This is a genomic window from Geodermatophilus sp. URMC 63 (genome assembly GCF_053502565.1).
Genome location: NZ_CP199956.1, coordinates 54,913 through 73,867, shown reverse-complemented (window position 1 = coordinate 73,867; position 18,955 = coordinate 54,913). Strand labels below are relative to the sequence as shown.

The 18,955-nt window shown below is 74.8% G+C and carries 20 protein-coding genes; 18 read left to right on the top strand and 2 right to left on the bottom strand.

Features of this window, described 5'->3' with window-relative positions; genetic code table 11:
• Positions 1-31: 31 nt before the first annotated feature.
• Positions 32-1,267 (top strand): signal recognition particle-docking protein FtsY, encoded by a 1,236-nt coding sequence (gene ftsY, locus ACWIZO_RS00365; protein WP_448640599.1) that lies wholly within the window; start codon positions 32-34, stop codon positions 1,265-1,267.
• 63 nt (positions 1,268-1,330) lie between these two features.
• Here the strand turns inward: ftsY and ACWIZO_RS00360 are convergent, their stop codons facing one another.
• On the bottom strand, positions 1,331-2,452 hold the full coding sequence (locus ACWIZO_RS00360; protein WP_448640598.1) for a HoxN/HupN/NixA family nickel/cobalt transporter: 1,122 nt from the start codon (positions 2,450-2,452) through the stop codon (positions 1,331-1,333).
• Positions 2,453-2,803: 351 nt separating this feature from the next.
• Here ACWIZO_RS00360 and ACWIZO_RS00355 point away from each other — a divergent pair, with 351 nt between their 5' ends.
• The 7 genes from ACWIZO_RS00355 to ACWIZO_RS00325 all read left to right on the top strand — a co-directional run bounded on the left by ACWIZO_RS00355 (position 2,804) and on the right by ACWIZO_RS00325 (position 12,035).
• On the top strand, positions 2,804-4,174 hold the full coding sequence (locus ACWIZO_RS00355) for an ammonium transporter (protein WP_448640597.1): 1,371 nt from the start codon (positions 2,804-2,806) through the stop codon (positions 4,172-4,174).
• Positions 4,171-4,509: a P-II family nitrogen regulator gene (locus ACWIZO_RS00350; RefSeq protein WP_091108093.1), complete on the top strand. Its 339-nt coding sequence runs from the start codon at positions 4,171-4,173 to the stop codon at positions 4,507-4,509. Before ACWIZO_RS00355 ends, ACWIZO_RS00350 begins: the two co-directional genes overlap by 4 nt.
• 131 nt (positions 4,510-4,640) lie before the next feature.
• Positions 4,641-7,064, top strand: a complete 2,424-nt coding sequence (locus ACWIZO_RS00345) for a [protein-PII] uridylyltransferase (RefSeq protein WP_448640596.1) — start codon at positions 4,641-4,643, stop codon at positions 7,062-7,064.
• A gap of 87 nt (positions 7,065-7,151) precedes the next feature.
• Positions 7,152-7,355 carry a hypothetical protein gene (locus tag ACWIZO_RS00340; RefSeq protein WP_448640595.1) on the top strand — a complete coding sequence of 68 codons (204 nt, stop codon included), beginning with the start codon at positions 7,152-7,154 and terminating at the stop codon, positions 7,353-7,355.
• 104 nt (positions 7,356-7,459) lie between these two features.
• Positions 7,460-9,046 carry a signal recognition particle protein gene (gene ffh / locus ACWIZO_RS00335; RefSeq protein WP_448640594.1) on the top strand — a complete coding sequence of 529 codons (1,587 nt, stop codon included), beginning with the start codon at positions 7,460-7,462 and terminating at the stop codon, positions 9,044-9,046.
• Positions 9,043-10,134, top strand: coding sequence for an amidohydrolase family protein (locus ACWIZO_RS00330; RefSeq protein WP_448640593.1), 1,092 nt, complete (start codon positions 9,043-9,045; stop codon positions 10,132-10,134). The genes ffh and ACWIZO_RS00330 overlap by 4 nt, the downstream gene beginning before the upstream one ends.
• Before the next feature lie 146 nt (positions 10,135-10,280).
• Positions 10,281-12,035: a proline--tRNA ligase gene (locus tag ACWIZO_RS00325; protein ID WP_448640592.1), complete on the top strand. Its 1,755-nt coding sequence runs from the start codon at positions 10,281-10,283 to the stop codon at positions 12,033-12,035.
• Here the strand turns inward: ACWIZO_RS00325 and ACWIZO_RS00320 are convergent.
• Complete coding sequence (locus ACWIZO_RS00320; protein WP_448640591.1) at positions 12,002-12,403, bottom strand: VOC family protein; 402 nt, start codon at positions 12,401-12,403, stop codon at positions 12,002-12,004. The genes ACWIZO_RS00325 and ACWIZO_RS00320 overlap by 34 nt on opposite strands.
• A gap of 158 nt (positions 12,404-12,561) precedes the next feature.
• Between ACWIZO_RS00320 and rpsP the strand changes: the two genes are divergently transcribed.
• From rpsP to ACWIZO_RS00270, 10 genes are all read left to right on the top strand, one after another.
• The gene (rpsP, locus tag ACWIZO_RS00315; RefSeq protein WP_448640590.1) at positions 12,562-12,999 is read left to right on the top strand and encodes a 30S ribosomal protein S16; all 438 of its coding nucleotides are present in this window, start codon (positions 12,562-12,564) and stop codon (positions 12,997-12,999) included.
• Positions 13,000-13,002: 3 nt separating this feature from the next.
• Positions 13,003-13,239: an RNA-binding protein gene (locus tag ACWIZO_RS00310; RefSeq protein WP_446756861.1), complete on the top strand. Its 237-nt coding sequence runs from the start codon at positions 13,003-13,005 to the stop codon at positions 13,237-13,239.
• A gap of 40 nt (positions 13,240-13,279) precedes the next feature.
• Positions 13,280-13,780 (top strand): ribosome maturation factor RimM, encoded by a 501-nt coding sequence (rimM, locus tag ACWIZO_RS00305; RefSeq protein WP_448642907.1) that lies wholly within the window; start codon positions 13,280-13,282, stop codon positions 13,778-13,780.
• The gene (trmD, locus tag ACWIZO_RS00300) at positions 13,777-14,520 is read left to right on the top strand and encodes a tRNA (guanosine(37)-N1)-methyltransferase TrmD (RefSeq protein WP_448640589.1); all 744 of its coding nucleotides are present in this window, start codon (positions 13,777-13,779) and stop codon (positions 14,518-14,520) included. The genes rimM and trmD overlap by 4 nt, the downstream gene beginning before the upstream one ends.
• A complete protein-coding gene (locus ACWIZO_RS00295) occupies positions 14,513-15,013 on the top strand; it encodes an NUDIX hydrolase (protein WP_448640588.1) in 501 nt (166 codons plus the stop codon). Before trmD ends, ACWIZO_RS00295 begins: the two co-directional genes overlap by 8 nt.
• 184 nt (positions 15,014-15,197) lie before the next feature.
• Positions 15,198-15,554, top strand: a complete 357-nt coding sequence (gene rplS, locus ACWIZO_RS00290) for a 50S ribosomal protein L19 (RefSeq protein WP_448640587.1) — start codon at positions 15,198-15,200, stop codon at positions 15,552-15,554.
• 67 nt (positions 15,555-15,621) lie between these two features.
• Complete coding sequence (lepB, locus tag ACWIZO_RS00285) at positions 15,622-16,533, top strand: signal peptidase I (protein ID WP_448640586.1); 912 nt, start codon at positions 15,622-15,624, stop codon at positions 16,531-16,533.
• A gap of 276 nt (positions 16,534-16,809) precedes the next feature.
• Positions 16,810-17,532 carry a LuxR C-terminal-related transcriptional regulator gene (locus ACWIZO_RS00280; protein WP_448640585.1) on the top strand — a complete coding sequence of 241 codons (723 nt, stop codon included), beginning with the start codon at positions 16,810-16,812 and terminating at the stop codon, positions 17,530-17,532.
• Positions 17,533-17,838: 306 nt separating this feature from the next.
• Complete coding sequence (locus ACWIZO_RS00275; RefSeq protein ID WP_448640584.1) at positions 17,839-18,537, top strand: ribonuclease HII; 699 nt, start codon at positions 17,839-17,841, stop codon at positions 18,535-18,537.
• Positions 18,534-18,854 (top strand): DUF2469 domain-containing protein, encoded by a 321-nt coding sequence (locus ACWIZO_RS00270; protein WP_446756854.1) that lies wholly within the window; start codon positions 18,534-18,536, stop codon positions 18,852-18,854. The genes ACWIZO_RS00275 and ACWIZO_RS00270 overlap by 4 nt, the downstream gene beginning before the upstream one ends.
• The last annotated feature ends 101 nt before the right edge of the window (positions 18,855-18,955 follow it).

The window sequence follows — 18,955 nt, the reverse complement described above, 5'->3', positions numbered from 1 at the left end:
CGGCGCAGCGGGGACTGGGAGACTGGCCGGCATGGAGTTCGTGCTGATCGCGATCGCGATCGTCCTGGTGGCCCTGGTCGCGGGGGTGAGCCTCCTCGTCGGCCGCGGCCGGCGCACCACCCGGCTCGACGACGACGCCGCCGCGGGCACGACGCTGACCCGGCCGCGCCCACCGGCCGCCCCGCCGACGGCTCCTCCGACCGGCCGGCCGGCCGGTGCCACCGCCTCGGGGCAGGGCCTGGCGCCCGCCGAGCCCGACGCGGTCTCGCCGGAGGCGCCGCCGGAGGTCGTGCTCCCGCCGGCCGAGCCGGAGCCGGACCTCGTCTTCGAGACGCCGCCGCCCTCGACCGGCCGGCTGGTCCGGCTGCGCTCGCGGCTGGCCCGCTCGCAGTCCTCGCTGGGCCGCGGCCTGCTCACCGTCCTGGCGCGCGAGCGGCTCACGGAGGACGACTGGGAGGAGGTCGAGGAGACCCTGCTGGCCGCCGACGTCGGCGTCGCGGCCACCCAGCAGATCGTCGACCGCCTGCGCACCCAGTCGATGGTGCTGGCCACCGCCTCGCCGGCGGACCTGCGCGCGCTGCTGGTGCGCGAGCTGACCGCCGTCCTGGGCCCCGACCTGGACCGCACCCTGCACACCGACCGCCGCGAGGGCCGGCCCGGCGTCGTGTTGGTCGTGGGCGTCAACGGCGCCGGCAAGACCACGACGGTCGGCAAGATCGCCCGCGTGCTCGTCGGCGACGGCAGGAGCGTGGTGCTCGGTGCCGCCGACACCTTCCGCGCCGCGGCCGCCGACCAGCTCGAGACGTGGGGTGAGCGGGTCGGCGTGCTCACCGTGCGCGGCCGCGAGGGCGCCGACCCGGCGTCGGTGGCCTTCGAGGCGGCCCGCACCGGCGTGGAGGCCGAGGTCGACACCGTCGTCGTCGACACCGCCGGGCGGCTGCACACCAAGTCGGGCCTGATGGACGAGCTCGGGAAGATCAAGCGCGTCGTGGAGAAGGTCAGCCCGGTCACCGAGGTGCTGCTGGTGCTCGACGCGACCACCGGCCAGAACGGCATCGTGCAGGCGCGGGTGTTCACCCAGGCCGTCGACGTCACCGGCGTCGTGCTCACCAAGCTCGACGGCACCGCCAAGGGCGGCATCGTCGTCTCCGTGCAGCGCGAGCTCGGCATCCCGGTCAAGCTGATCGGCCTCGGTGAGGGGGCCGACGACCTGGCGCCGTTCGAGCCCGAGGTCTTCGCCGAGGGACTGGTCGGCGGGGCCGACTGAAGAAGGACCTCCCTGCCCCCCGCCACTCGCACGCTCGCGGCGGGCCCCTGCAGGGAGGCCGCGTCAGGAGGCGCCGGCGGACCAGCGCTGCTCGATGCGGCCGAACCGCCACACCGCGACGGCCACCGCCCAGGTGAGCACGAACAGCCCGACGATCGCGAAGCCGACGTACTCGAGGTCCAGCGAGGCCAGCCACACCAGCGGCGCCGCCTGCAGCTGCAGCCGCTCCACGAGCAGCCCGACGAGCACCAGCGTGCCGATGACCAGCGCGACGGTCACCGACAGCACCGTGATCGTCAGGTTGTAGAAGACCTTGCGCACCGGCTTGAGGAACGCCCAGCCGTAGGCGCGGGTCATGAGGACGCCGTCGGCGGCGTCGAACAGGCTCATCCCGGCGGCGAAGAGCACCGGCAGGACGAGGATCGCGTACCAGGGCAGCACGAACGCCGCCGAGCCGGCCGCGAGCACGAGCAGCGCCACCTGGGTGGCGGTGTCGAAGCCCAGGCCCATGAGCAGGCCGACGGGGTAGAGGTGCCAGGGCCGGCTCACCCGGCGGGTCACCCGGCCGAGCAGCCGGGCGAGGAACCCGCGGTTGTGCAGGTGGTGCTCGAGCTCGGCCTCGTCGTACTCACCCGAGCGCATCCGCCGGAACACGCGGGCGATGCCCACCGCCGAGCCGAGGTTCATCAGCCCGATCAGCAGCAGGAAGGTGCCCGCCACCAGGGTGCCGACGAGGCCCAGGGCCTGGCCGACGGAGTTGTCGTCGGACTGCACGACGCCGGCGACCGAGCGCACCCCGGCCACCAGCAGCAGGCTCGCCGCGAACACGACCGAGGAGTGGCCCAGGGAGAACCAGAAGCCGGTGCTCACCGACGGCGTGCCCTCGGCGACCAGCTTGCGGGTGGTGTTGTCGATCGAGGCGATGTGGTCGGCGTCGAAGGCGTGCCGGACGCCGAGCATGTAGGCGGTCAGACCGACGCCGACCCCCAGCACGCCGGTGCTGCCCAGCGGGTACTCGGCGGGCGCCACGGCGAACACCAGCACGCCCCACCCGACGACGTGCAGCAGCAGGACGAACGCGGCCATGCCGCCGATCGAGCGCCACTCCCGGGGGCTGAACGAGCCGCCCGCGCCGGCCCGGCGCGCCGGGAGACCGAGCCGGGCGGACACCGCGGGGACGCTCACGCTGCCTCCAGGGACGTCGGGACGGACGCGGCGACCTTATTGCACACGACTTGCAACTGCACACCTGTCGCACCGGACAGGTCCGCTCCCCGTCCGGTGGGGCGGTGGCTGCCGGGGAGGGCCCGCGCAACACGGCCGACACACGCCGCGCGACACGCGACGGGGAGTTCACCGTCCGGAAACGGGCGGACGCCGGCCGCGGAAACACGGGCCCGGCACGGTGGACGCCGCACAGCCCACCTCCGGCCGGCCGACGTCCGGAGGTGGGCGCACCCGACACACACCCCGGGCGCGTCCTCGCGACCGGGGCCGTCCTGTGGCCCCGCCACACCACACGGTCAGGAGGTTGCCGTGGACACCGGCGACACCGCCTGGGTCCTGGTCAGCGCCGCGCTGGTCCTGTTCATGACCCCTGGTCTGGCGCTCTTCTACGGCGGCATGGTCCGCGCGAAGAGCGTCCTCAACATGATGATGATGAGCTTCGGGGCGCTCGCGCTGATCAGCGTGCTCTGGGTGCTCTACGGCTACTCGACGGCCTTCGGCGACGACGTCGGCGGCGGGCTGCTGGGCAACCCGTTCGAGTTCTTCGGCCTGTCCTCGCTCATCGGCACCGCCGGCCTGGACGGGGCCTTCGCCCCCGACAACCTGGTCTTCACCATCCCCTCGCTGGCCTTCGTCGCCTTCCAGGGCGTCTTCGCGATCCTCACCGTCGCCCTGATCTCCGGCGCCATCGCCGACCGCGCCCGCTTCGGCCCGTGGATGGTCTTCGCCGGCGTCTGGGCCACCCTCGTCTACTTCCCGGTCGCCCACTGGGTGTTCGCGTTCGACGGCGCGGAGTCCGAGACCGGCGGCTGGATCGCCAACGACCTGCTGGCCATCGACTTCGCGGGCGGCACCGCGGTGCACGTCAACGCCGGTGCCGCGGGCCTGGCGCTCGCGCTGGTGCTCGGCAGGCGGCGCGGCTTCGGCCGCGACCCCATGCGGCCGCACAACCTGCCGCTGGTGATGATCGGCGCGGGCATCCTGTGGTTCGGCTGGATCGGCTTCAACTCCGGGTCCGCGCTGGCCGCCAACGGCCAGGCCGCTGAGGTCTTCGTCACCACGCTGGCCGCCACCGGTGCCGCGACCCTCGGCTGGCTGCTCACCGAGAAGCTGCGCGACGGGCACGCCACCTCGCTGGGTGCGGCCTCCGGCGTCGTCGCCGGGTTGGTGGCCATCACCCCGGCCTGCTCCTCGGTGACGCCGCTCGGCGCGCTCGCCGTCGGCCTGGTCGCCGGTGTGCTGTGCGCCCTGGCCGTCGGCCTGAAGTACCGGCTCGGCTACGACGACTCCCTCGACGTCGTCGGCGTCCACCTCGTCGGCGGCCTGTGGGGCACCGTCGCCGTCGGCCTGTTCGCCTCCGCCGCCACCACCGCCGGCGTGGACGGACTGTTCTACGGCGGCGGGGTCGACCAGCTGTGGCGCCAGGCGCTGGGCGCCCTGACCGTCCTGGTCTACTCCTTCGTCCTGACGCTGGTCATCGGCTCCGTCATCGCCAAGGTCATGCGCTTCCGCATCTCCGAGGAGGACGAGGTCGCCGGGATCGACGGCGTCGTGCACGCCGAGACCGGGTACGACCTGGCTTCCCTCGGCGGTGGCGGCGGCTCGGCCCTGACGGCCGCCGGCCAGGCCCGCGCCGAGGCCCGCAGCACCACCCCCGCCACTGAGAGGAGCCGGGTGTGAAGCTCGTCACCGCGATCGTCAAGCCCTTCAAGCTCGACGACGTCAAGAACGCCCTCGAGCTGATCGGCATCACCGGGCTGACGGTCAGCGAGGTCCAGGGCTTCGGCCGCCAGCGGGGCCACACCGAGGTCTACCGCGGCGCGGAGTACCAGGTGGACTTCGTGCCGAAGGTCCGCATCGAGGTCGTCGTCGGCGAGATCGACGCCGCTCGCGTCGTGGACGCCGTCGTCGAGTCGGCCTCCACCGGCCAGATCGGCGACGGGAAGGTCTGGGTCACCACGATCGACGAGATCGTGCGGGTGCGGACCGGCGAGCGCGGCGAGGACGCGCTCTGACCCCCGGCCCCCTGCAGGGGCCCGCGGCGAGCTGGCGAGCCGTGGGGGGCAGGGGGTCCTTCGACGGCCGGGGTGGTGGGCTCCCACCGCCCCGGCCGACGCCGTCGCACACGCCACACCGAGGGGGGACCGTGCCGGACCTGGGGTCGCTGCCCGACCTGCCCCGCGCCGAGCGGGTGCGGGTCCTCGACGCCTGGCTGGACGGCCTGCTGGCCGACGCCGTCGCCGGGACGCCGCCACCGCGGCAGCGCCGCGGCGGGCCGCCGCCGCGCACCGGGACCGACGGCGTCGCGCTGGTCGCCGTCGGCAGCCTCGGCCGGCGCGAGCCCCCGCCGCACGGCGACCTCGACCTCGTGCTGGTGCACGACGGCCGGCCCGAGGTCGCCGCCCTCGCCGACGCCGTCTGGTATCCGATCTGGGACGCCGGCGTGCGGCTGGACCACTCGGTCCGCACGGTCGCCGAGGCGGTCGCGGTCGCCTCCACCGACGTCAAGGCCGGTCTCGGGCTGCTCGACGCCCGGCTGGTCGCCGGCGACGCCGCCCTCGCCACGGCGCTGCGCACCGCCACCCTGGCCAGTTGGCGCCAGTCGGCGGCCCGGCTGCTGCCCCAGCTGCGCGACCTGCGCCGCACCCGCGCCCGGCAGGTCGGTGAGCTGGCCTTCCTCCTCGAGCCCGACCTCAAGGAGGCCTACGGCGGCCTGCGCGAGGGCCAGGTGCTGCGCGCGGTGGCCGCCGCCCAGCTCGTCGACGAGCCCTCCGCCGAGCTGGGGGAGGTCTACGCCTTCCTGCTCGACGTCCGCGACGAGCTGCGCCGCCGCGCGGGCCGGGCCGGGGACGTCCTGGTCCGCCAGGAGCAGCGTCCGGTCGCCGTCGCCCTCGGCCTGGCCGACGAAGACCAGCTGCTGCGCGAGGTGAGCCTCGCCGGCCGGCGGCTGGCCTTCGTCGCCGACGACGCCTGGCGCCGGGTCGAGGCGGTCCTGGTCCGCCGTCCGCGCGCCCGCCACCGGCGGGTGCAGCGCGAGCCGCTGGCCGAGGGGGTGGTGCGTCAGGGCGACGAGGTCGTGCTCGCCCGCGACGCCCGCCCGGCCACCGACCCGGGCCTGGTGCTGCGCGGAGCCGCCGCCGCCGCACGCGCGGACCTCCTGCTGTCGCCCTACACGCTGCGGGTGCTCGCCGTGCACTCGCCGCCGGTGCCCGAGCCGTGGCCCGCGGAGGTCCGCTGGTGGTTCCTGCGACTGCTGGCCAGCGGCCGCGCGGCGGTGCCCGTCCTCGAGCAGCTCGACCAGGAGGGGCTGCTCGCGCGCTTCCTGCCGGAGTGGGACCGCGTCCGCTCGCTCCCACAGCGCCACCCGTGGCACCGCTTCACCGTCGACCGGCACCTGGTGGAGGCGGCGGCGGCCGCCGCGGAGCTCACCCACGACGTCGACCGCCCCGACCTGCTCCTCGTCGCGGCGCTGCTGCACGACGTCGGCAAGGGCTGGCCCGGGGACCACAGCGTGGCCGGGGAGCCGGTGGCCGCCGCGGTGGCCGCCCGCATGGGCTTCTCCGACGCCGACGTCGCCACGGTCGGCACCCTGGTGCGCCACCACCTGCTGCTGCCCGACACCGCCACCCGCCGCGACATCGACGACCCCGCGACCATCGACCGCGTCGCCACGACCATCGGCGAGGACCCGCAGGTGCTGCAGCTGCTGCACGCGCTGGCCCAGGCCGACGGCGCCGCGACCAGCGCCTCGGCCTGGTCGCCGTGGAAGGCGCACCTGGTGGCGCACCTGGTGGCCCGCGTGCAGGCCCGGCTGGGCGCGCCGGTCACGGCCGCGGACCCCGAGCCCGACCCGGTGCTGCACCCCACCGAGCCGACCGTCTCGCAGGGCGAGGCGGCGAGGGCGGTCACCGTGGGCGTGGAGGACGTCGCCGACGGCCAGCAGGTCACCATCGGCGCGCCCGACCGGGCCGGGCTGTTCAGCGGGCTGGCGGGGGTGCTCGCGCTCAACCAGCTCGACGTGCGGGCGGCGAAGGTCAACGTGGTGGGCGGCCGGGCGACGGCGGTGTTCGCCGTCCGCCCGCGGTTCGGCCGCGCGCCGCAGCCGACGATCCTGGCCGACGCCGTCCGCGCCGCGCTGGAGGGCACGCTCCCGTTGGCCGAGCGGCTGCGGCAGCGCGAGGCCGACTACCGGCAGGGCGACGGACGCGCGGGGACGCCGCGGGTCTCCTGGCACGACTCGGAGGTCAGCGGGGAGGCGACCAGCATCGTGGAGGTGCGCGCGACCGACCGGGCGGGGCTGCTCTACCGGCTCACCGCCGCGCTGGCCGCCGAGGGGCTCGACGTCACCAGCGCCCGGATCGAGACCCTCGGCGCCGATGCCGCCGACTACTTCTACGTGTGCAACCCGGCCGGCCGCCCCATCGACGCCGGGCAGCGGGCGCGGGTGGAGGCCGCGCTGGTCGCGGCCACCCGCGGCGCGGTGCCCGACCCGCCCGTGCCGGACCCGCCCGTCCTCGACCCGCCCGTGCCGGACCCGGTCGCGGCCGGGGCGGGGGACACACCGGGCTGAGCTCCGCGGGACTGTCGGTGGTGCGTGCGACGGTCGCAGGCGAGCGGGACCCGACGGTCCCGGCGCGACCGGCGAGGAGGAGACCTGGTGAGTGCCCAGCAGCACTGGCCCTGCCCGACCTGCGGTGAGGACCGGGCGTTCGAGCAGCCCCCGTGCGTCGACGGCCACACCGACGACGGCGCCGGGTGCCCCGAGTGGGTGTGCACCGACTGCGGCAGCGCGTTCTTCCTCGGCGGCCTGGAGGCCGTCGTCGGTGCGGTGGCCGCCGCGCGCGACCACCGCGCGGCCTAGCAGCGCGCACGGCGGGGGCGTGCCGGCCGCGGTCGATACCCTGGGGTCAGGTGGCGCGGCCCGTCCGGGCCCGTGAACGCGCCCGTGACTGCTGAGGACTGCTCGTGTTCGAGACACTCTCCGACCGCCTCGACAAGGTCTTCACCGGCCTGCGCGGCAAGGGCCGGCTGACCGACGCCGACATCGACGCCACGGCCCGCGAGATCCGCATCGCGCTGCTCGAGGCCGACGTCGCGCTGCCGGCGGTGCGGGCCTTCATCACCGCCGTCAAGGAGCGGGCGCGCGGGGCGGAGGTCTCCCAGGCGCTCAACCCCGCGCAGCAGGTCATCAAGATCGTCAACGAGGAGCTCATCGAGATCCTCGGCGGCGAGACGCGCCGGCTCCGCTTCGCCAAACAGTCGCCGACGGTGGTCATGCTCGCCGGCCTGCAGGGCTCCGGTAAGACCACGCTCGCCGGCAAGCTCGGCCGCTGGCTGAAGTCCCAGGGGCACACCCCGCTGCTGGTGGCCTGCGACCTGCAGCGGCCCAACGCGGTCAACCAGCTGTCGATCGTCGCGCAGCAGGCCGGCGTCGACGTCTACGCGCCCGAGCCGGGCAACGGCGTCGGGGACCCGATCCGCGTCGCCGCCGCCTCGATCGAGCACGCCCGCCGCACGCAGCACGACGTCGTCGTCGTCGACACCGCCGGCCGGCTGGGCATCGACGCCGAGCTGATGGCGCAGGCCGCCGGCATCCGCGACGCCGTCTCGCCCGACGAGACGCTGTTCGTCGTCGACGCGATGATCGGCCAGGACGCCGTCACCACCGCCGAGGCCTTCCGCGACGGCGTGGGCTTCTCCGGCGTCGTCCTCACCAAGCTCGACGGCGACGCCCGCGGTGGTGCCGCGCTCTCGGTCCGGTACGTGACCGGGCAGCCGATCATGTTCGCCTCCACCGGCGAGAAGCTCACCGACTTCGACGTCTTCCACCCCGAGCGGATGGCCTCGCGCATCCTCGGGATGGGCGACGTGCTCACCCTCATCGAGCAGGCCGAGCAGGCCTTCGACGCCGACCAGGCCGAGAAGATGGCCGGCAAGCTCGCCAGCCGCGAGGGCTTCACGCTCGAGGACTTCCTCGAGCAGATGACGGCCATCCGCAAGATGGGCCCGATCGCCAACCTGCTCGGCATGCTGCCCGGCGCCGGGGCGATGAAGGAGCAGCTCAAGCAGGTCGACGACCGCGACCTGGACCGCACCGCGGCGATCATCCAGTCGATGACGCCCGGGGAGCGGGTCAACAGCAAGATCATCAACGCGTCCCGCCGGGTGCGCATCGCCAACGGCTCGGGTGTGACCGTCACCGAGGTCAACCAGCTGCTGGAGCGCTTCGCGCAGGCCCAGAAGATGATGGGCCAGATGGCCGGCAGCATGGGGATGCCCGGCATGGGCCCCATGTCCAAGAAGGCCCGCGGCCGCCAGATGCAGGCCCAGTCCAAGAAGGGCAAGGGCAAGAAGGGCGGCGTCAAGGGGAAGGGTGGGCCGGCGCGGCGCCCCGTCGGTGCGCCGGGGATGCCGCCGGGCGCCGGCTTCCCGGGGGGCGGCGTGCCGGGTGCCGGCATGCCGCAGCTGCCGCCGGGCCTGGCCGGGCAGGGTCTGCCCGACCTCACCAAGCTGGACTTCGACAAGTTCAAGGACGAGCGGCCGGGCCGGTGAGCGACCCGCGGCTGCCCGACCTGCACCTGTCCGGCGTCGTCCTCCCCGAGGGGGAGCACCGCGACCTGTGGGTGCGCGACGGGCGGATCACCTCCGAGCCGGTGCCCGGCGCGGAGACGGTGAGCCGCGGTGGCTGGCTGCTGCCCGGTCTGGTCGACGCGCACTGCCACGTCGGCATCGGCCGCGGCGGGGTGCACGTCGAGGACCTCGCGGGCCTGCGCGAGCAGGCGCTGGCCGAGCGCGCCGCCGGGGTGCTGGCCCTGCGCGACTGCGGCTCGCCGGTGGACACCCGCGCGCTCGACGACGAGCCCGACCTGCCGCGGATCGTGCGGGCCGGCCGGCACATCGCCCGCACCCGCCGCTACCTGCCGGGCCTGGGCGTCGAGCTCGAGCCCGAGGACCTCGTCGCGGAGGTGCGCGTGCAGGCCCGCCGCGGCGACGGCTGGGTCAAGCTCGTCGGCGACTGGATCGACCGGGGCGTGGGCGACCTCGCGCCCGAGTGGCCCGCCGACGTCCTGGCCGCGGCGATGGCGGCGGCGCACGAGGAGGGTGCCCGGGTCACGGCGCACACCTTCGGCACCGACGCGCTGCCCGACCTGATCCGCGCCGGCATCGACTGCATCGAGCACGGCACCGGGCTGACCGAGGACCTCCTCGGCGAGATGGCCGCGCGGGGCACCGCGGTGGTCCCGACGCTGGTCAACGTGGAGAACTTCCCGGGCTTCGCCGCCGCGGGGGAGAAGCGGTTCCCGACCTACGCGAGCACCATGCGACGGCTGTACGCGACCTCCGGCGCCGTCGTCCGCGCGGCGTACGAGGCCGGGGTGCCGGTGTTCGCCGGGACCGACGCGGGCGGTGGCATCGACCACGGGCGCATCGCCGAGGAGGTGCGGGCGCTGTGCGAGGCCGGCATGCCGGCCGAGGCGGCGCTGGCCGCGGCGTCGTGGGCGGCGCGCGAGTGGCTGGGCCTGCCCGGCATCGAGGAGGGAGCGCCGGCCGACGTCGTCGTCTACGACGCCGACCCGCGCGCCGACCTCGCCACCCTGACCCGCCCGGCGCTCACCGTCCTGCGCGGCCGCGTCGTCTGAGGCCCCGCGCCACGATCAGGTGACCTGATCGTGGCGCGTCCTCCCTCACGGTGGGCGGTGAGGGAGGACGCGCTGCGGTGAGGGAGGACGGCGGCCCGACGAAACCGGCGTGCGCGGCCTGGGAGACTCCTCCCGTGCTCCTTCGCATGTCCACGCTGTTCCTGCGCACGCTGCGCGACGACCCGGCCGACGCCGAGGTCCCCAGCCACCGCCTGCTGGTGCGGGCCGGTTACATCCGGCGGGCGGCCCCCGGCGGCTTCACCTGGCTGCCACTGGGCTACCGGGTGTTCCGCAACGTCGAGCGCGTCGTCCGCGAGGAGATGGACGCGATGGGCGCGCAGGAGGTGCACTTCCCGGCGCTGCTGCCGCGCGAGCCCTACGAGGCCACCGGCCGCTGGACCGAGTACGGCCCCAACCTCTTCCGGCTGCAGGACCGCCGCGGCGCCGACTACCTGCTCGGCCCCACCCACGAGGAGATGTTCACCCTCCTGGTGAAGGACCTGTACTCCTCGTACAAGGACCTGCCGCTGTCGCTCTACCAGATCCAGACCAAGTACCGGGACGAGGCGCGGCCCCGCGCCGGGCTGTTCCGGGGCCGGGAGTTCACGATGAAGGACAGCTACTCCTTCGACGTCGACGACGCCGGCCTGGACAAGAGCTACGCCGCCCACCGCGACGCCTACATCCGCATCTTCGACCGGCTGGGCCTGGACTACGTCATCGTCTCGGCCATGTCGGGCGCCATGGGCGGGTCCAGGAGCGAGGAGTTCCTGCACCCGACCGAGGTCGGCGAGGACACCTTCGTCCGCTCGGCCGGGGGCTACGCGGCCAACGTCGAGGCGGTCAGCACCGTCGTCCCCGAGTCGATCCCGCTCGACGGGCTGCCCGCGGCGCACGTCGAGGACACCCCCGACACCCCCACCATCGACACGCTCGTCGCCGTCGCGCGGGAGCTGTTCCCCGACGCCGGCTACACCGCGGCGCACACGCTGAAGAACGTCGTCGTCACGCTGGTGCACCCCGACGGCACCCGCGAGCCGCTGGTGGTCGGCGTCCCCGGTGACCGCGAGGTCGACACCAAGCGGCTCGAGGCCCAGGTCGCGCCGGCCGAGGTCGAGGCGTTCACCGACTTCGAGGCCCACCCCGCGCTGGTCAAGGGCTACATCGGCCCGGAGGTCCTCGGCACCGACGGCGCGTCGGGCATCCGCTTCCTGGTCGACCCGCGCGTGGTGTCCGGCACCCGGTGGATCACCGGGGCGAACCAGCCCGGCACGCACGTGTTCGACCTGGTCGCCGGCCGCGACTTCACCTGGGACGGCGTCATCGAGGCCGCCGAGGTGCTGCCCGGCGACCCCGCCCCCGACGGCTCCGGCCCGCTGGAGCTGGCCCGCGGCGTGGAGATGGGCCACATCTTCCAGCTGGGCCGCAAGTACGCCGAGGCGCTCGGTCTCCAGGTGCTCGACGAGAACGGCAGGCTCGTCACGGTGACGATGGGCTCCTACGGCATCGGCGTCTCCCGGGCCGTGGCCGCGATCGCCGAGTCCACGCACGACGAGCTGGGCCTGGTCTGGCCGCGCGAGGTCGCGCCGGCCGACGTGCACGTCGTCGCCACCGGCAAGGACGCCGCCGTCTTCGAGGCCGCCGAGCAGCTGTCCGGGGAGCTCGTCGACGCCGGCCTGACCGTGCTCTACGACGACCGGCCCAAGGTGAGCCCAGGGGTGAAGTTCAAGGACGCCGAACTGCTCGGCATGCCCACGATCGTCACCGTCGGCCGCGGGCTGGCCCAGGGCCTCGTCGAGCTGCGCGACCGCGCGACGGGGGAGCGCGAGGAGGTGCCGGTGGCCGACGCCGCGGCCGCGGTCCTCGCTCAGGTGCGGTCGGCGACCAGCTCGACCTCGTAGCCGTCGGCGTCCTCGAGGTAGGCCGCCCGGTGCTCCGGGCCGCCGGCGAAGGGGTGGCGGTCGGCGAACAGCAGCCGCCACCCGTGCGCCGGCGCCGCGGCCACCAGCCCGTCGAGGGCGGCGGCGTCCCCGGCGTGGAACGCCAGGTGGTTGAGGCCCGGGCGCGTGCGCTCGTGGATGCCGGCGCTGAGCGCCGGAGACTGCTCGACGACGACGTAGACCCCGCCGAGCCGCCACGACCGGCCGTGCTCCCACGACTGGTACGGCGCCGCGCCCAGGGCCGTGAGCAGCCAGCCCCACGAGCGCTCGGCGCGGGCGAGGTCGGGCACCCACAGCTCCACGTGGTGCAGCAGTCCCCGGCTGGTCACCGCACGCCTCCCCGCGTCTGGCATCATGGTCGGTCGAACACGGCGGTGCGCGGCCCTCTCACCGACGCCGGCCGTGTCCCTGGCTCCGCCCCGGCGTAACCCCACGCGTCCGTCCGGCGAGCACCGTCAGACAGCGTTCGAGGAGAATCCGAGCCACCGTGGCCACCAAGATCAAGCTCATGCGCCTGGGCAAGATGCGCGCCCCGTACTACCGCATCGTCGTCGCCGACGCCCGCACCAAGCGGGACGGTCGCTCGATCGAGACGATCGGCAAGTACCACCCGAAGGAGGACCCCTCCTTCATCGAGGTCGACAGCGAGCGCGCCCAGTACTGGCTGGGCGTCGGCGCGCAGCCGACCGAGGCCGTCGCCGCCATCCTCCGGGTCACCGGTGACTGGCAGAAGTTCAAGGGCGAGCCGGCGCCGCCGCCCATGAAGGTCGCCGCCCCCAAGCCCGACCGCAAGGCCCTCTACGAGGAGCTCGTGCGCACCAACGGCGACGAGCCCGCCGCCGGTGCCACCACGCCCAAGAAGAAGGCCGCCCCCAAGGCCGACGACGCGGCGGGCACCGACGCCGCCGAGACGCCCGCCGAGTAAGACGTGCTCGAAGAGGCGCTCGAGCACCTGGTCAAGGGCATCGTCGACCACCCCCGCGACGTCACCGTGGACCTGGTCGGTGGTCGCCGCGGCAAGACCCTCGAGGTCCGGGTGCACCCCGACGACCTCGGCAAGGTGATCGGCCGCGGCGGGCGCACCGCCAAGGCGCTGCGCACGGTCATGACCGGCGTGGGCGGCCGCGGCGTGCGGGTCGACGTCGTCGACACCGACGGGCGCTGAGCCCCGCCGTCCCTTGGACGCCCATACCCCACCGGACACCGTGGTGGTCGGCCGCATCGGCCGGCCCCACGGTGTCCGTGGTGAGGTGACCGTCGAGGTCCGCACCGACGACCCGGACGACCGCTTCGTCCCCGGCGCCGTCCTGCTGACCGAACCCGCCACCCGCGGTCCGCTGACCGTGGCCGGCGTGCGCTGGCACCGCGAGGTGCTGCTGCTCACCGTCGCGGGCGTGGAGAGCCGCGAGGCGGCCGAGGAGCTGCGCGACACCGAGCTGCACGTGCCGGTCGCCGACCTCCCGCCGCTGGAGGACCCCGACGCCTACTACGACCACCAGCTCGTCGGCCTGGCCGCCCGGCTGACCGACGGCGCCCCGCTGGGCACCGTCGCCGCCGTGCGCCACGAGGGCGCCGACCTGCTGGTCGTCGCGCGCACCGGTGGAGGCGAGCTGCTGGTGCCCTTCGTCGCGGCGATCGTGCCCACCGTCGACCTCGCCGAGGGTGTCGTGGTCGTCGACCCGCCGGAGGGGCTGCTCGACCTGTGAGCGGCCCCTACCGCGTCGACGTCGTCACGATCTTCCCCGAGTACCTCGCCCCGCTGCGCCAGTCGCTGCTGGGCAGGGCCGCCGAGCGCGGCCTGGTCGCCATCGGCGTGCACGACCTCCGGCAGTGGACCGACGACGTCCACCGCACCGTCGACGACGCCCCCTACGGCGGCGGCCCCGGCATGGTCATGCGCCCCGAGCCGTGGGCGCGCGCCCTGGAGGCGGTCCGCCCGCCCGGCACCCGCCTGGTGGTGCCGACCCCGGCCGGGCGCCCGTTCACCCAGGCCGTCGCCGCGCAGTGGGCCGCCGAGCCCGGGCTGGTCTTCGCCTGCGGCCGCTACGAGGGCATCGACCAGCGGGTGGCCGAGTGGGCCACGGCGGCCGGGCCGGTGTCGGAGGTCTCGATCGGCGACTACGTGCTGGCCGGCGGCGAGTCGGCGGTGCTGGTCATGGTCGAGGCGGTCACCCGGCTGCTGCCCGGCGTCGTCGGCAACCGCGAGTCGGTCGAGGACGACTCACACGCCGACGGGCTGCTCGAGGGCCCCTCCTACACCCGGCCGGCCTCCTGGCGCGGGCTCGACGTCCCGCCGGTGCTGCTCTCGGGCGACCACGCCGCGATCGCCCGGTGGCGGCGGGCGGAGTCGCTGCGGCGGACGGCGGCCCGGCGTCCGGACCTGCTGGCCGCACTGCCCGAGGACGCCCTCTCGCCGGCCGACCGGGCGGTCCTCGACGGTGCCTGAGCAGGCGTGGGTGCGGCCGACGGCGCGGGTCGTCGTCCTCGACCCCGACAGGCGGGTGCTGCTGCTCGGAGCGCGGCTGACCGACCCCGCCGTCCCACCCGGCGACGTGCTGTTCTGGTACACGCCCGGCGGGGGAGTGGAGGACGGCGAGACCGTCCGGCAGGCCGCCGTCCGGGAGCTGGCCGAGGAGATCGGCCTGGTCGTCGACCCCGCGGCGCTCGAGGGCCCGGTCTGGTTCCGGCGGCACGTGGGGCTCTTCGCCGGCGTGCAGGTCGACTCGCGCGAGACCTTCTTCGTGCTGCGCGACGTTGTGCACGAGGTGGACCCGGCCGGGCGCACGGAGCTGGAGCTGCTCGGCGAGGAGCCGCACCGCTGGTGGACGCCGGCCGAGGTGGCCGCCTCGGCCGAGGCGTTCGCGCCCCGCGAGCTGGCCGCGGTGCTGCCCGAACTGCTCGCCGGACCGTGGCGCCGCCCACCCCGCGTCGTCGACTGAGTCCGCGCCCGCCCGGGGTCCGCTCGGCAGCCCAGCGCGGATGTGGCACAGTAGAGAGCTGCTGCAGACCGGAGGCGCCCGCCGACGGGCACTCCCTCCTGGAGTCGCAGCCATCTGGACCGGAGCGCGGGGCACCCGCTGCCGGGCCGACGACGAGCCACCGCTGAGACCGAGGAATGCTGCGATGAACACCCTGGACGTACTCGACGCCGACTCGCTGCGCGACGACATCCCCGAGTTCCGTCCGGGGGACACCGTCAAGGTGCACGTCCGCGTCGTCGAGGGCAACCGGTCGCGCATCCAGGTCTTCCAGGGCGTGGTCATCCGCCGCCAGGGCGGTGGGATCCGCGAGACCTTCACCGTCCGCAAGGTGAGCTTCGGCGTGGGCGTCGAGCGCACCTTCCCGGTGCACACCCCGGTCGTCGAGCGGATCGAGCTCGTCACCCGCGGTGACGTCCGTCGCGCCAAGCTGTACTACCTCCGCGAGCTGCGCGGCAAGGCCGCCAAGATCAAGGAGCGTCGCGAGACCGTCGCGCGCTGACGACCTCCCGGCCGGCCCCACCCGGCCTGTCCACGGCGGGCTCCCCACGGCCGTACGCTGGCTCCCGATGAGCAGCGACCGGTCCGGGGAGTCCGCCGACGTCGTCCTAGGGGACGTCCCCCCCTCCGGAGCCGAGGCCACGAGCCGCCGCTGGCGCCGGCGGCGGGCCCAGCGGTCGGAGACCTCGCTGCTGCGCGAGCTGCCGGTGCTGCTCCTGGTGGCCTTCGTGCTGGCGCTGGTGGTCAAGACCTTCTTCGCGCAGGCGTTCTTCATCCCCTCCGGGTCGATGGAGCAGACGCTGCACGGCTGCCCCGGGTGCACCGGCGACCGGGTGCTCGTGAACAAGGTCCCGTACTGGTTCGGCGATCCCGAGCCCGGCGACATCGTCGTCTTCCAGGGTCCCGACACCTGGGTGCCCGAGGTCGACGTCCAGGAGCCGGACAACTGGTTCACCGGCGCGCTGCTGTGGCTGGGCCGCACGGTCGGCGTCGCGCCGCCGAGCGAGGACGACTACGTCAAGCGGGTCATCGCCACCGGTGGCCAGACCGTGCAGTGCTGCGACGCCGAGGGCCGGGTGACCGTCGACGGTCAGCCCCTCGACGAGCCCTACATCTACGAGAACACGCCCCTGGAGAGCCGTGCGTTCGACGCGGTGACCGTCCCCGAGGGCCGGTTGTGGGTGATGGGCGACCACCGCTCGGCGTCGGCCGACTCGCGCTCCCACGTCGGTGACCGCTACAGCGGGACGATCGCCGTGGACGACGTCATCGGCAAGGCCGCGCTCATCGTCTGGCCGATCAACCGCTTCGGCACCCTCGACGACCCCGACATCCAGCACGCCGAGGCCTCGGCCGAGGCCCCGTCCGGCACCGTGAGCCCCGCCGGCTCGGTGCTCCCGCTGGGTGCGGGGGTGGTCGGCGCGCTGCCCGTGACGGTGTGGCACCGCCGGCGGCGGCTGCGCCGCACCGCCGACCGCTAGCGCGGCTGCCCGCACCTGCCTCACGACGGCGTCGCCCCCTGCGGGGCGGCGTCGTCGTCGTGTGTCCGGTCGTTCCCGCGCCATTCCCTGGGAATGGCGTCACCATGTCGACAATCTGCGGATCGTGACCCAGTCGCGTTTCTGCTGTGGTGGGGACGACCCATTCCGGGTCGCAGCGAATTTCTGAGAGAAATCTCGAAGAAGTGTTCAAGGAACTCCCATTCCACTCCGATGAGGTGTTCGAGAGCAACTCGGTCCACCGAAATGGAGTACGTCGTGTCCGCACCCATGGCGAGCGCCGCCCGAGGCGTCACCCGCGTCCTCGTCCTCGCCGACGCCCCCGTCCTGCGCCGCGGTCTGGTCAGCATGATCAACGAGACCGCCGGCATGCAGTCGGTCGGCACCCCGGGGGAGATGCGCCGGGCGCTGACCCTGGTGGAGACGGCCCGCCCCGACGCCGTGGTCGTGGAGATGGGTGCCGGCCGCGCCGCCACCCTCAACGTCGTCCGCGACCTGCGCCGCCGCTTCCCGCGGGTGGCCGTCATCGCCCTGGCGACCTCCGAGGACCCGGCCGTGGTGAACGAGGCGGTCGCCGCCGGCGTCCGCGGCTACCTGCTGCTGAACACCTCGCCGACCCTGCTCGGCTGGGCGGTCCTGGCCGTCCGCGCCGGCCGCACCGTCGTCGACCCGCAGATCCGCCGCGTCGAGCCCTCGGCCGCTCCGGTCGGCAAGCCGCTGACCCCCGAGGTCCCGCTGACCCGCCGCGAGTCCGACGTCCTCGACGAGCTCCTCCAGGGCCAGTCCAACCGGCAGATCGGGCGCAACCTGTTCATCAGCGAGGACACCGTCAAGTCCCACGTCAAGGCGATCCTGCGCAAGCTGGGTGCCCGCGACCGGGCGCACGCCGTCTCGCTGGTCCTCTCCTCGCGGAACCCGGCCGCCTGCACCTGCGGCGCCCACGGGCTGACCGCCGCGGCCCCGGCCCCGGCCGAGGTCTGACCCCCGACGCCCGGGCCCGGCGCGCATCCCCGCCGGGCCCGGCGCACCACGCCCGGGCCGTCCGCCTCCTCGGCGGTCCGGGAGGTGCCCCGCCGGCCGCCGGCCGGCCCGGCTCCGGTCCGCGGGCCGGTCCCCTCTGACCCCGGGGACCGGCCCGCGGTCGTCCGGTGTCCGGCCGCCCGCGCCCCGGCGGCACCGTCGTAGTCTCGGACGGCGATGGCCGGCCGTCTCCCCCTCCCGCACCGGGCAGCGTCCCCCCGGACCTCCCGCCCCACCGCACCCCCGCCCGACGACGCCCTCTGGGACATGGAGCGCTCGCTGCGCCGCCGCGGCTTCACCGCCGTGGCCGGTGCCGACGAGGCCGGGCGCGGCGCCTGCGCCGGCCCGCTGGTCGCCGCTGCGTGCGTCCTGCCCGCCGGCCGCCGCGGCCGCGTCCCCGGCCTGGCCGACTCCAAGCTGCTGACCGCCGCCAGCCGCGACCGGGTCCACGACGAGATCGTCGAGCGCGCCGTCGCCTGGTCGGTCGTGGTCATCCCGGTCGCCGACCTCGACGCGCGCGGCATGCACGTGACCAACCTCGAGGCGCTGCGCCGCGCGGTCTGCGCGCTCGACCCCGCGGCCGACTACGTCCTCACCGACGGGTTCCCCGTGCCGGGCCTCGGGCGGCCGAACCTCGCCGTCTGGAAGGGCGACCGGGTCGCCGCCTGCGTGGCCGCGGCGTCGGTGCTCGCCAAGGTCACGCGCGACCGCATCATGCTCGACCTGCACGAGCGCTTCCCGCAGTACGACTTCGCGGTGCACAAGGGCTACACCACCGAGGCCCACACCGCCGCCCTCGAGCGTCACGGCCCCTGCCCCGAGCACCGGTCGCGCTTCGTCAACGTGGTGCGCGCCCGCGACGCCCACAGCCGTGCCGCACACGCCGACCGGGAGCTCCAACTCACCGGTCCCGGCGGCATGGTCGATGATGGGGGCATGCGCCCTGTGTCCGGAGAGCCTCGATGAGCACCGAGGACCTGGAGAAGTACGAGACCGAGATGGAGCTGCAGCTCTATCGCGAGTACCGGGACATCGTCCGACAGTTCACCTACGTGGTGGAGACCGAGCGGCGCTTCTACCTCGCCAACTCCGTGGACCTGCAGGTCCGCGAGGCCGGCGGCGAGGTGTTCTTCGAGCTCAAGCTCTCCGACGCCTGGGTCTGGGACATGTACCGGCCGGCGCGCTTCGTGCGCAACGTCCGGGTGCTGACGTTCAAGGACGTCAACGTCGAGGAGCTGGACAAGCCCGACCTCGAACTGCCCGACGGCCCCCGGCTGACCTGATCCGCTCCGCACGCCCGGCAGGCTGACCGACCGGGACGACATCGCCGCCCGGGCCGTCCACAGCCCGCTGCGCCGTCCACAGGGAGCCGCCGCGGCACACC

Bases quoted from the DNA above. Each gene is read 5' to 3' on its own strand.
- ftsY (WP_448640599.1), top strand. From the start codon at position 32: ATGGAGTTCGTGCTGATCGCGATCGCGATCGTCCTGGTGGCCCTGGTC.
- ACWIZO_RS00325 (WP_448640592.1), top strand. From the start codon at position 10,281: ATGTCCACGCTGTTCCTGCGCACGCTGCGCGACGACCCGGCCGACGCC.
- rplS (WP_448640587.1), top strand. From the start codon at position 15,198: ATGAACACCCTGGACGTACTCGACGCCGACTCGCTGCGCGACGACATC.
- lepB (WP_448640586.1), top strand. From the start codon at position 15,622: ATGAGCAGCGACCGGTCCGGGGAGTCCGCCGACGTCGTCCTAGGGGAC.
- ACWIZO_RS00275 (WP_448640584.1), top strand. From the start codon at position 17,839: ATGGAGCGCTCGCTGCGCCGCCGCGGCTTCACCGCCGTGGCCGGTGCC.
- ACWIZO_RS00270 (WP_446756854.1), top strand. From the start codon at position 18,534: ATGAGCACCGAGGACCTGGAGAAGTACGAGACCGAGATGGAGCTGCAG.